This window comes from Roseovarius indicus (assembly GCF_008728195.1).
Classification (GTDB): domain Bacteria; phylum Pseudomonadota; class Alphaproteobacteria; order Rhodobacterales; family Rhodobacteraceae; genus Roseovarius; species Roseovarius indicus.
Genome location: NZ_CP031601.1, coordinates 74,990 through 87,943 on the forward strand (window position 1 = coordinate 74,990; position 12,954 = coordinate 87,943).

The 12,954-nt window shown below is 56.2% G+C and carries 6 protein-coding genes; all 6 read left to right on the plus strand.

Features of this window, described 5'->3' with window-relative positions; all coding sequences use genetic code 11:
• Nucleotides 1–14 precede the first annotated feature (14 nt).
• Complete coding sequence (locus tag RIdsm_RS29575; protein WP_057821957.1) at nucleotides 15–1,157, plus strand: exonuclease SbcCD subunit D; 1,143 nt, start codon at nucleotides 15–17, stop codon at nucleotides 1,155–1,157.
• The gene (locus RIdsm_RS29580) at nucleotides 1,154–4,228 is read left to right on the plus strand and encodes an AAA family ATPase (RefSeq protein ID WP_057821959.1); all 3,075 of its coding nucleotides are present in this window, start codon (nucleotides 1,154–1,156) and stop codon (nucleotides 4,226–4,228) included. Before RIdsm_RS29575 ends, RIdsm_RS29580 begins: the two co-directional genes overlap by 4 nt.
• A gap of 415 nt (nucleotides 4,229–4,643) precedes the next feature.
• Nucleotides 4,644–7,172: a tellurite resistance TerB family protein gene (locus tag RIdsm_RS29585; RefSeq protein WP_073037480.1), complete on the plus strand. Its 2,529-nt coding sequence runs from the start codon at nucleotides 4,644–4,646 to the stop codon at nucleotides 7,170–7,172.
• Nucleotides 7,165–8,472, plus strand: coding sequence for an ATP-binding protein (locus tag RIdsm_RS29590; protein WP_073037478.1), 1,308 nt, complete (start codon nucleotides 7,165–7,167; stop codon nucleotides 8,470–8,472). Before RIdsm_RS29585 ends, RIdsm_RS29590 begins: the two co-directional genes overlap by 8 nt.
• 5 nt (nucleotides 8,473–8,477) lie before the next feature.
• Nucleotides 8,478–10,649: a DEAD/DEAH box helicase gene (locus tag RIdsm_RS29595; protein ID WP_057821921.1), complete on the plus strand. Its 2,172-nt coding sequence runs from the start codon at nucleotides 8,478–8,480 to the stop codon at nucleotides 10,647–10,649.
• Between the two features lie 95 nt (nucleotides 10,650–10,744).
• Complete coding sequence (locus RIdsm_RS29600) at nucleotides 10,745–12,952, plus strand: hypothetical protein (RefSeq protein WP_057821923.1); 2,208 nt, start codon at nucleotides 10,745–10,747, stop codon at nucleotides 12,950–12,952.
• Nucleotides 12,953–12,954: the final 2 nt, after the last annotated feature.

Sequence of the window (12,954 nt, forward strand, 5' to 3'; positions counted from 1 at the left end):
TACGGACTATTGCCATGAGGATTCTTCACACCGCCGACCTCCATCTCGGGCGTCAGTTCAACGGGATTCCTCTCGATTCCGATCACGCAGCAATACTCGACCAGATCGTTTCGGCGATCACCTCCCGCGACGTTGATGTTCTTGTAATTGCAGGAGATATTTTTGACCGGGCTGCCCCGCCGACGTCAGCCGTGCGGCAGTTCAATGGGTTCTTGGCGCGCGTTGCCTCGGAGACTGACGCGGCTGTGGTGATGATCGCCGGCAATCACGACTCTGGTGATCGAATCGCATCTATGGCGATCATGACAGACACACGACGCGCTTTAATACGTGGGGCGATCAGTGCGGACGAGAAACCGCTGGTCCTCACGGACGCCCACGGACCTGTGGCGTTCACAGGGTTGCCCTTCGCCTACGAGTATGCCGCCCGTGAATGTTTTTCCGACGAAGCTCTCCACACGCCCGAGGACGTTCTCGCGGCTCAGGTGGCTTGCGGTCGGCGTAACATTCCCGATGGTACGCGTTGGGTCGTCGTTTCGCATGCTTTCGTAGCCGGGGCTTCGAGCAGCGAAAGTGAACGACCTCTCACCAGGGTCGGGGGCATCGAGACAGTCAGTTCGGCCGTGTTCGAGGGTGCCCACTATGTGGCTCTTGGCCATCTGCACAGGCCGCAATCGGTTGGTGCCCCTCATATCCGGTACTCGGGATCGCCATTAGCTTTCGGGTTTGATGAATCTGACTGCCAGAAGTCGATGAGCCTCGTCGAGATCGATGCAGTCGGGCAAACCACGATTGAGAGCATTCCCTTCACACCCATTCGCCATGTGCGCGTCTTGAAGGGACGTCACGCAGAACTTCTCCTCGCAGACCGATCTGACGATTTTATCAAAGCCGTGCTTACCGATGATGCGCCTGTGATCGATGGAATGAAGCGCATCCGCGACGTGTTCCCGAACGCCTGTGAACTTATCTACGAGCGGGATGAACAGGCGCCAGAAGTAAAGTCCTTAACGGGACGTGCCCTGGCGGTCGCGAACCCTGTCGAAGTCATTGGCGACTTCGTTGAACACGTGCGGGACGAAGGGTTCTCAGAGAAGGAACTGGAGGTCGTAGCGTCGGCACTCGGTCGCCTGCGGGAGACGGAGGATGTGAAATGAGACCTGTTCGGTTAACACTTCAGGCGTTCGGTCCCTATCCGGGTCGGGTGGTTATCGACTTTCGGGATGCCGTCGAGGCGGGTCTTTTCGGCATCTACGGACAGACAGGGTCGGGCAAGTCGACCATCTTCAGCGCGATGACCTTTGCGCTCTTCGGAGAAGCGGCGAAGGCGGAGCAAGAGGCTCCGTCGCTGCGCTCGGATCACGCCGATCCGGATGTAATGACCGAGGCGGAGTTCGTGTTCGACATTGGTGAGCGGCGATATGTTGTGCTTCGCCGACCCGACCAGATGCGACCCAAGGCACGCGGTGAAGGCGAGACGCGGAGCGCACACGAAGCTTACCTGTTCGATGCGACCGGTATGTCGTTAGACGACATTACAGACGCGGCGCGGGGCAAGATCGTGGCCGAGAAGAAGGTGCGCGACGTCGACGCGGCTGTCATCGAGATGCTCGGATATGGCTCAGAGCAATTTCGCCAGATCGTTCTTCTGCCGCAAGGGCGCTTCGAGAAGTTCCTTTCGGCCAAGACAAAAGAGCGTCTCGAAATCCTGCGAGAACTCTTCGATGTCTCGCTTTACGAAAAGCTCATGGCCGATCTCAAGTCCGCAGCCGATGAGGCTGAACGGCAGGTGCGGGAGGAACGTGCACTCTGCATCAAACAACTCATGGCAGAAGGGTTCGAAAGCACCGATGCACTGATTTCGGGCATCGAAGCCGCAACCGGGAAATGTGCAGAGCTACGCGCGAACGAAGAAACCGGGAAGGCGACGGCGGAAGCTGCCGAGAAAGCAGTGCGTCAGGCGGAGGCGATCGAAGAAAAATTCGCGACGGCCGAAAAGATGAACGAACGGCTTCGCGCACTTGAGGCGCGGAAGGACGATATCGAGGCGCTTGCCGAGCAGGTCCGACAAGCCGAGCGCGCGCGCGGTCTGATCGATGTCGAGGAGCGAGTGAGGGATGCCGAACGCGAGGTTGGTGAAGCCGAGGGCGGGCGCAAAAAGGCTGACGAGGCCAGCGAGCTTGCTGCCAGAGAAGCAGAAAAGGCGGCAGAGGCGCTCCGGCACGAGGAAGACCGTGCCGATGAGGTCGAAACCCTGCGCCGGAGAAGCGACGAACTGGAGAGATATGGTCGAATCCTCGAGGCAGCAGCCGATAGCAATCAGGCAGTCGAAACCGCGCTGAAAGAGCAGCAGAACGCCGACAACACTTTTCAGGCGGCAAAGGCACAACTGACCAAACTCCAGGAGAAGCGCATCTCGAAAAACGCCGAGCTGAAAGTCGCGCGTGAGACCGAGACGAAGCGCGCCGAGATCGTGGGTCGACGCGCAGAACTCGACCAACGGCATCTGGCAGCCAAGTCCTACGAGGGCGCCTTGCAGGATGTTACGACGGCTCAGGCCGCTGTCGAAGAACAGCTTCGGAAGTCGAAAGCTGCGTCAGGAAGGGCCGAGAAGGCACGAGATAATCTTGAGACAGCCGAAAGAAATCTCGCGGCTGCACAGGCGCTGCACCTTGCGACGAAACTGGAAGCAGGGTCGGCATGTCCGGTCTGCGGCGCGACCGAGCATCCCGCTCCTGCGACGGGCGACATCGGCAGTGCTGGCCTGGACAAGGCGTTCCGAGAGACGCGAGACGCATGGCTGGCGGCCGATCGCGAAGCGCGGCAAGCCGGCGAAGCACTGATCGGGGTACAAGCGACGCTCGAGGAGCGAAAGAAACGCTTGTCCACCCTGCAGCAGTCAGAGGAGCTTGCGGACGTCATCGCGGCGCAGATCGGTCGTGAGGACGCCGCACTCGCAGCTCTTGGGCCCCGCGTCGACATTCTTGCCGCGGAGGCAGGGATTGACGAACTGGAATTGCAGGTCGAGGAACTGGAGCGGAAACGCGATGAGTTGCGTGATCGCTTTGATGAGCGGCGGAACAAGGCAACCGAGGCCAAGGCGGCCCGCGATGGCAAGCTTGCCGAGGTGCCGGAGAACCTGCGCGATGTGACGGTGCTCGCGGCCACACTTAAGAATGTGACCGGGTCGCTGGAGTCACTTCAGGCGGCGCGGACCGCGGCAGAAAAAGCGCTGAACTCCGCGCGCGAAAAGGCACTCGGCGCAGTCAAGGATCTCGAAAGCGCGGACAAGGCGCTCGCGGACTGCAAGACGCGCCATCAGAAGGCGGCGGAGGTTTTCCGAACAAGACTGGCTGGAGTTGGCCTCACAGCAGAGGCGTTTCAGTCTCTCAAGCCAGCCATCGAAACTCTCGATGAAGATAGAGAAACGGTCGAGACCTACCGGCGTGAGCACAAGAGTGCGTCTGATGCAGTCACAGATGCTGCCTCTGCGATTGAAGGCATGTCCCGGCCTGACATCGAAGCGCTGCGGGAAACGCACCAGATCCATGCTGAGGCACTCGGCAGGGCGACCGAAGAACGCGTTGCCGCCCAGACCCGTGTCGATCATTTGGATCGGCTTAGAAAGGGGATGGAAGAGACGCTGCGCAAGCTTGACGAAGCCGAAGCGGCATCAGGCCCGCTGCGCGGACTAGCTGCGCTGGTGAACGGGCAGAACTCGCAAAGATTGACCTTGGAGACATTCGCGATAGGCGCGATGTTCGACCAGATTCTGGAAGCGGCAAACTTACGCTTCGGCCCAATGACAAACTATCAGTATAGTCTTGAGCGCGAGGTGGAGAATGGAGGGCGAGGTAAACGAGGCCTTGGCACACAGGTGTTTGACGCGCACACCGGGAAATCTCGCGCTACAAGCACACTCTCAGGCGGCGAGACGTTCATTGCGGCACTCGCTCTCGCACTTGGTCTTGCCGACGTGGTCGAAGCGGCGAGCGGCAAGGTCCGGCTCGACACGATTTTCATCGACGAAGGGTTTGGAAGCCTCGACACCGAAAATGGGTCCGGCACGCTCGACCAGGTCCTACAGGTCCTCAACTCCATCGTCCGACAGAACCGTGCCGTGGGTCTGATTTCGCATGTACCGCTCGTCCAGGAGGCGATCCCAAACGGCTTCTATGTCAGAAAAGGGATGTCTGGGAGTAGTATAGAGGAAAGGGGGGTGGTCTGATGGATCCTCGTTGGTTTCGACGGCGAGCTCATTCGCGGCACTTGCCAAATGGTGGCACTACCGACGTTCGAGAAAGCTGGGTCTTACAGTCTTCTTCGAAGGCAAAGCGCCAGCGCAGTTTCCGGCATCAGTGCCCCATATGCGGTGCAGACGTGGTCACGGTCCATATGCCCAATGGTGGCAGCGCTCATTTTGAGGGCGCGAAGGGATTGTATAGGATAAAGCACCCATGTTTGCATGTTGGCGAAGGTTTGAGCCGAGTTCGTGACACGAACACGCCTGACCTCTTCGAAAACTGCTGAAATGTGCACCCCCACTGGGGATTCGATTGTTCGAGCAGAGAAAAATCGCCTAGAGGTTGAGATGTGGGCGCCGTTCTCTAGAGATCGAACTGGCCAGTTTGGAGATTTTATTGATGAGTTTTGTATGGAAGGTTTTTCGAGTTACATTTTTTCTAGCGATTTATTTCTTTGCTGCTTTGGTAATTGTTACACTTGGATTGCAGTCTTGGTCGGACGGCAGCCAAGTTCTTTTTGCATTGGGAGCGCCCATCGTTTTGGTTTGGTGGCAAGAAAGGCGGCGATCTAGAAAAATTGCCGCTACAAATGGCGGCGCAAAGAGTTCGGAAACACCAAAATCGAATTCAGCGCCGGTAGTGCCTCCAAATGCGTATAATAAACGTGTCGGGCGTGAACGCGAACGAACTCGCGAAGCTAGTGTTTCCAAGGCATCGGCTGCGACTCATGCCTTTTCTCCACCGAAGCAGGACTACGCCGAGATCGTTCGGGCCGGAAAGTCTGCGGCACCAGCTCTTGCGGCAGCCGCTGAAAGAAAACAATCTGGGCGAGTTGCATCGAGCAGGTTGTCCCGAACAAAGAAAAGCGGGTGGGTCCCTTCTAGCGAAACAGCTAGCGTCGCGGGCCGCAGCATCGGCGGCATGGTCTATGTTGGCACGCCTCCCTTGCTGAACTCCTACGGGTATCGTGACAAATGCCGAGCCTATATCGATCCATCCCTGTCGGTCGCGCGCTCGGGCAGGGACAAGGCTGGCGATGGCATGCCGTATTGGCCCGGATACTCGGATATCTCACCCCAGTGTCGGGCAACCTACTTGGAGTGGTTGGCAAGTGGGCGAAGCGACGCCTCCTATAACCCCGGCTACATGTTCCTGTACTTCTACGGGCTGGAGCGTCGCTTCTTCGTCGATCAGTCCGACGAAGATGCCAAGGATATCGTCCAAGAAGTTCGGCGGCTGCAGTCACTTTACCCTGACAACCACTCGGTCAGACGCTATCTGGGTGAGTTCCTCGACATTGCGATGCTTGCCGAAACCGACCTCGACGCTATCGAACCGATTTTCGAGAAGCAGGGCTGGGAACTTCCGTTCTCACTCAAATACGCAATTGGAGTTCGGATCGACAAAGGCGAGCACCTGACTGCGGACTGGTTGCTGAGTTGGTTCATCTGCCATCCCGAAGGCAATCTTAGAACTCCTGCGACGCGGTGCCGTGACGAGTTCATCGCCCTCTTCCGCATGCGATTTGATGAACGATTTCCGGACGGACTAAAAGTTACCAAGCCTAGGAAGAAGCTCACGGCGTCCTATCGGGCCGCTTCCAGCGAGTTTCAGGGGTCCGCCAACCCAACCTTGGATGGCAAGCCTGTCCCGGATATTTCCGGCCTGCGCAAACCGATCGAGATTGCTCAGGAGCTGGCTGATGAGGTGATGAACGATCTCGACAAGCTCAGTCGCTTCCTGGGCCGAAATCCTGAAGGTCGCGGAAGCGTTGAAGCGCATGCTTTGATGCCCACTGAACTTTGGGAAGCCTTCCCATCTGAGGAAATGGACCGCTTGAAATTCTGGGCAAGCGATGTCGTCGATCGAGGGGGATTGGTGCCGCTCAAGGAGGTCATCGGACGGCTGGAGGGAGAAACGAACGAGAAGATCGCGAAAAGGCAGATGACAGGAGCGGCCGACGCGCTCGCGCGCCTGGGTTTTGGTCTCGCACCTGACCCTCGGTTTGCACTCCGATCACCCAAGGCAGAGGAACCTGTTGTGCTGTTTAGCTTGGGTGAACCCATCGAAAGACTGGAGGAAGTTTCCGAAAGCTATCGAAACGCTCTTATGGAACTAGCGCTCGGGTCCTTCGTCGCCCATGCGGATGGTCGCATCGCGGAGCCCGAGCGCAGGGCGCTGGAGGATCAGGTTTCCGCCGCGGCCCTCAGCGATCAGGAACGCCGCAGGCTGCGTGCAAACCTTGAATGGTTCTTGGCCGTGCCGCCGGACATGACGCTTCTGCGGCGCAAATTGAAGGATGTGGGCCAAGACAGCCAGGCCGCTATGCGGGCAGCACTGGTTGGTGCAGCACATGCCGATGGCATTATTCACTCCGACGAAGTCGCAAGCATCGAGAAAATCTACAAGGCTTTGGGCCTCGATCCTGCGCTTGCCTACTCGGATCTGCATGCTGGCGAAGTCGCGGATGGTCCTCGCGCTGTTCGTGCCTCGCAACCGGGTCGCCCGGGCGAAGCGATACCCGATCTTGAAAAAGCCAGCGGACCCAAACTCGACGCGTCGCGGATCGCAGCAATCCGTTCGGACACTGAGCGCGTGTCGTCCGTCCTCGGTCAGATTTTCGATGTCGAAGAGGAAGAAAGTGGTGCGTCTGGGCCCGCCAGCCAAAGCCAGCTGGCGGGGCTTGACCCGAAACACGGCGCCCTTGTCCTCGAACTAGTTACTCGGGAGCATTGGTCTGACACAGAGTTCGAGACGATCTGCGCCTCGCATGGCTTGATGGCGTCCGGGGCACTGGAAGTTGTGAATGAATGGGCTTTTGAGACCTACGATGAAGCGCTTCTCGACGAGTATGATGGATATGACATGTCCCCGGAGATTGCGGAGGCGGTAAAAGAAAAGATGAGTGCGGAGGGCAGGGATGTCTAAGTTGAAACCACGTGAACGCGATGCAATCGTACAGGCGCTTCGGGCCGGGGTCGTGCCCAAGCTAGGTTTGCGCCATATTCAGGTCGGCCGCGTCCGGGAGATTGAAGAGCTCGTTAAGGACATGGACCGGATATCCGATGGCGGATCGGCAATCAGGTTCATCATCGGGGAATACGGATCGGGCAAGACGTTCTTCATGAACCTGATCCGCCTCGTCGCCTTGGAGAAAGGCCTGGTCGTGATGTTCGCGGATCTGGCGCCGGATCGCCGCATTCACGCGACCGGCGGACAAGCTCGGGGGCTGTATGCGGAGATGGCCCGAAACCTCTCGACGCGGACAAAGCCCGATGGCGGGGCATTGGCCAGCGTGGTGGAACGGTTTGTCAGCCAGGCTCACCGAGATGCTGAAGAACGGGATTTGCCTACGGGGACCGTCATTCGTGAACGCCTTGGCCACTTTGAAGAACTTACCGGAGGGTTTGAGTTCGCGGAAGTCATCCGCCGATATTGGGAAGGCCATGAAACCGGTGACGACGAGTTGAAATCCGCAGCCCTGAGGTGGCTGCGCGGTGAATTCGCGACACGCACCGACGCGCGCAAAGTACTTGGCGTACGAACAATCATCGACGACTCCAGTGTCTATGACCATCTGAAGCTGATGTCGGCATTCGTGTGCGAGGCCGGATATAAAGGATTGCTGGTCGGCCTTGACGAGATGGTGAACCTCTACAAGCTCACATCGTCGCAGGCCCGCAATGCAAACTACGAACAGATACTCCGGATCCTGAATGATGTGCTGCAGGGCAGTGCCGAGAACCTCGGATTTCTCATGGGCGGGACCCCGGAGTTTCTGATGAACACCCGTCGAGGGCTCTACAGCTACGAAGCCCTTCAATCACGTTTGGCCGAGAACACCTTCGCGCGAGACGGATTGGTCGATCTTTCAGGACCGGTTGTCCGGCTCGCCAGCCTGACCCCTGAAGACCTTTTCGTACTTCTGGCCAATGTCCGGCGGATCATGCAGGACGACGCCGTTGCTCTGCCGGACGACGCGCTCGAGGCCTTCATGGCGCATTGCTCGGACCGGATCGGTGAAGCTTACTTCCGCACGCCGCGCAATACGGTGACCGCATTCGTGAACTTGCTTTCCGTGCTCGAGCAAAACCCCGGTGTCGAATGGAGTGATCTGATCGAAAAGATCGAAGTCTCCGAAGACCTTGGCGAAGACATGACCGAGGTAGACGAGTCGACTGGTGCCCAAGACCCCGGTGACGATGACCTGATCAGCTTCAAGCTCTGACGTCGATGAGCAGTGCGTTCGACAGACTGGCGAGGCCTGTGCAGAAATGGATACGCCAGAAAGGATGGCGCGAACTTCGCGACATCCAGGCGCGATCCATCCGGACGATCTGCGAAACTAATGCCGATTTGATCGTTGCGGCTTCAACGGCGGGCGGAAAGACGGAGGCGGCGTTCCTGCCGTTGATTTCACAGGTGCTTGACGAGCCGTGCGACGGCACCGGCTTCGATCTACTCTACATCGGTCCGCTGAAAGCCTTGATCACGGATCAGGCCATACGGCTGGAGGGCATCTGCCAGGAAGCAGAGCTTCCGGTTGTTCCCTGGCACGGGGATGTCTCGCAATCGATCAAGACGCGCGCGTTGAAATCTCCAAAAGGGATCCTGCTGATAACCCCAGAGTCCCTTGAGGCACTTTTCATTCGTCGTGGTTTGGAAATCGCTCGCCTGTTTGGGGCCACGCGGGCAGTCGTGATCGACGAATTGCACACGGTTTTAGATAGCGAACGTGGTGTCCAGCTTCGTTCACTGCTCACAAGGCTCGAGCTCGCGACAAAGCGCCCAATCCGTCGGATAGGTCTGTCAGCCACTCTCGGCGACATGGACCTCGCCAAGGCCTATCTTCGCCCTGACGCAGCAAGCTCTGTCCAACTGATCGAAGCAGATGGCGGCGAGGCTGAATTGAGGCTTCAGCTTCGCGGCTACCTCTCAGGCGATGAAGATGGAAACAGTCCATCCGCAACGGATGCCATAGCAGCCCATCTTTTCAAACACCTTCGAGGCAGCGACAACCTGGTCTTCGCCGGAGCGCGCCAGCGGGTGGAGATCTACGCAGATCGGTTGCGGGAGCTTTGCGAGCGAGAACACCTGCCGCAGGAATTTTACCCCCACCACGCGAGCCTCTCCCGAGATCACCGTGACTTCGTGGAGCGGCGGCTCAAGGATCCTGCGAAGCCGACGACTGCGATTTGCACGTCGACCCTCGAGCTTGGAATCGACATCGGTGATGTGACCTGTGTGGCTCAAATAGGGGCACCGTTTAGCGTAGCAGCGTTGCGGCAACGGCTCGGGCGATCAGGCCGGCGTGAAGGACAACCTGCTATACTCCGACAGTACGCCGTCGAAGCCAAATTGTCGCCGGAGAGCAGTTTCGTCGATCGACTTCGCTTGGGCCTGATCAGGTCTATCGCGATGATAGATCTGTTGCTGGAAGGCTGGTGCGAACCGCCAAAACCGCAAGCGCTTCATCTTTCGACGCTCGTTCATCAGATACTGTCGGTTATCGCGCAGCGCGGCGGTGCGTCCGCAAGCGTGGTCTACAATGTACTGTGCCGCGAGGGTCCTTTTCGAAGGGTCACGACTGAGGTGTTCGCCGATGTGTTGCGTGCGATTGGCCATCCTGAAACCGGTTTGATCGAACAGGCCGGAAGTGGGCTGTTACTCTTGGGCCCGACAGGCGAGAAGCTGGTCGAGCATTACAGCTTCTATGCGGTGTTCCAGACACCTGAGGAATTCCGTTTGGTTGCAGAGGGGCGGGATCTTGGAACCTTGCCGATCGACAATGTTCTTGCTCCGGGGATGCTGTTGATTTTTTCCGGGCGGCGTTGGGTTGTTCAAGAAATTCATGATCGTGAAAAGGTCATAATCGTCAAACCCGCGAAGGCTGGTGTGCCTCCAGTCTTCGGCGGCGATGCAGGCGACATTTATGACAAGGTGATAGACCGAATGTTCAGTGTGCTCGAGCGGGGTATCAGTCCACCCTACATGGAGGCCGTTTCGCTAGAGATGCTAGACGAAGCGCGCGCCCACTATGAGCAACTCGGGTTCCGGACCAAGAATATCTACAGTTTTGGCGAACGTACATCGATCATCGCAACGCGGGTCGGAACGGTGAAGACGTCAACTCTCGCGCTCGCACTAAGAAGTAAGGGGTTCTTGGTTGAACAGCATGACGGGTTTCTGCTGGTGGAGGCAGGGGACGAAACCCCCGATCTTCAAACGGCACTAACGCATATTCGATCTGGCGAACCTGTCGATCTGTTCGCGGGAGCAGGGAACTTCGTGTCGGAGAAGTTTCATCCGTACCTGTCGAAGCCGCTCTTGGAGTTGGATGCAGCCAGTTCGAAGCTTGTTCCTCAAATTCTTCCAACGTTGGTTGAAAGGATCATTCAGGCATGAGCGGTGGGAAGCAGAGGTTGTTTCCTTGCACGTTCTGAACCGCTAGGGCCAAATGCAATGGCCTTTGGGGGCGCAGAGATCATTTGGAGAATGTCGTGGCCGATAAGCTGAACATAAATCTAAGATATTGTTATGGAATTGGAAAACTTGAGTCAGAGCTGGAGTTTAAGCACAAAGGCTACGCGATCTACGCTCCGAACGGTGTTATGAAAACATCGTTTGCGAAGACAATGATGGACCTTTCGGAAGGCAATTCGCCGAAGGACCTGCACTTCCCGGATCGCGAACCTACTTGTGAGATCACCCTGAATGGCGAAGCCATTAAGAAAGAGGAAATTTTCGTCGTTAAATCCTACGATGACAAATTCTCTTCAAGTCAGGTGTCCACTCTTCTTGCGAACGCCGAACTCAGAACGAAGTACGAAAAAATCCATCAGTCGATTGGCGAAGCAAAAAAGGCTTTGGACAAAGCTCTCAGGAACGCTGCGGGGTTTGGAGAGAGATCACGGGAGAACTTAGACCCGATTATCGAGGATGTGTTCGGCGGCAGCTATTATGAGGCACTTTCTGCGATTGAGGACGAGCTCAACGAACTTCATCAATCGGACCTCGGCAAAGCCGACTACAGAATCCTGTACGACCCAAAAGTTCAGCAATTCCTTGCCAGCGAAGATGTGGCGGCTGCGGTCGAGGACTTTGCGCAAAAGTATGACGAGATAACCGAACAATCGCCAATCCTTCGAAGGGATTTTCAGTATCACAATGTCGCCCAGGTTCAGCAGCAACTCGAAGCGAACAACTTTTTTAACGCTGGACATAGCATCAGCTTGGCGGATGAAAACACGGATCAGAAGGAAGAGGTTTCATCGGACCAATCTCTTCGCGAGCGCATCGAAGAGGAGAAGCTTCGCGTCTTGAACGATGAGGCGGTGGCGAAGAAATTCGACACATTCAATTCAAAGCTCAAAAATAAGGAGCTGCAGGCTTTCCGAGACTATATCACAGATAATAAACACCTTCTGCCTATGCTAAACGAACCGAAAGGCCTGAAACGTGACCTTTGGATGCAATATCTTCGGGCTGCACTTGATGAGTACAAAGCGCTGGTATCCGAGTATCGAACTGGTCAAAGTGCTCTCGCTGAAATCATCGCAGACGCGGACAGCAGCAGAGGTGATTGGGATGCTGTAGTGGCAGATTTCAATCGTCGCTTTCTCTACCTGCCATTTGAACTTTCCGTTGAGAATAAGGCCGATGCGATCCTCAAAGGAAGTGCTCCTTCGATTGCTTTTATCATCAAAGATGCAGGTGATGAGAGGCGTTATGCTTCATCCGAAAAGCAAGAACTGCTCCGAGCGCTAAGCACAGGTGAAAGCCGCGCGCTGTACATACTTGATATTATGTATGAGGTATTCGTGCGATGGAAGAACCGCACCAAGACCCTCTTTGTCTTTGACGACATTTCTGACTCGTTTGACTACAAGAACAAGTTCGCGATCATCGACTTCTTGGAGGATGTAACCAAGGTCGAAGACACCAATTTCCTTGCCATCGTCCTGACTCACAACTTTGATTTCCTTCGAACAGTTTCAAACAGAGATATCTGTCCAGCACATCAGTGTCGGCTGGCGTTTCGATCTGATGATGGGATCAAGTTTGAGCCATTCGAGCGGACGGATATCCAGAGTCCGTTTCGTAAGTGGCAGGGCAGATTGGCGGAACCGTCCGTTCTAATTGCCTATATCCCGTTCTTACGTAATTTGATCGAGTACACGCTTGGCCCAAAAGATGCCGATGGGAATCCTAATGCTGACTACCTTCAGCTTACCAGGATGCTCCACTACAAAGATGAAACTGAAGCCCTCACCATTGAGGACTACAAGGCTGTATTCGAACGCCATTTGAGCGGGTGTACTTTCCCTGATGTTGATCTGACGCAGCCAATTATTGAGCATCTTTTCGCCACGGCCGATGAGTGTGAAAAAGTTGCCGATGGCATCAATCTTGAGCACAAGATCGCTCTGTCAATCGCGATCAGAATGCGAGCCGAGCGATACATGGTCGCGAAGATCCGTTCTGCGCAGGAAGAATTTGATGTTTCGAATAAGCAGACGGGGAAGATTTTTCAAAAATTCAAAGACTTGTTCAATAATGAAGCCGAAAAAATAGGCCTTCTACGCCGCGTTAATCTAATCACGCCAGCGAATATACATCTCAATTCCTTTATGTATGAGCCAATCTTAGACATGGGCATGGCCGAGTTGGTGACGTTGTACCAGAACGTAAAGTCAGATTTGAACTAGGC

Excerpts from the sequence above, each read along its gene's own strand:
- RIdsm_RS29595 (WP_057821921.1), top strand. The coding sequence starts at position 8,478 with ATGAGCAGTGCGTTCGACAGACTGGCGAGGCCTGTGCAGAAATGGATA.
- RIdsm_RS29575 (WP_057821957.1), top strand. The coding sequence starts at position 15 with ATGAGGATTCTTCACACCGCCGACCTCCATCTCGGGCGTCAGTTCAAC.
- RIdsm_RS29590 (WP_073037478.1), top strand. The coding sequence starts at position 7,165 with ATGTCTAAGTTGAAACCACGTGAACGCGATGCAATCGTACAGGCGCTT.
- RIdsm_RS29580 (WP_057821959.1), top strand. The coding sequence starts at position 1,154 with ATGAGACCTGTTCGGTTAACACTTCAGGCGTTCGGTCCCTATCCGGGT.
- RIdsm_RS29585 (WP_073037480.1), top strand. The coding sequence starts at position 4,644 with ATGAGTTTTGTATGGAAGGTTTTTCGAGTTACATTTTTTCTAGCGATT.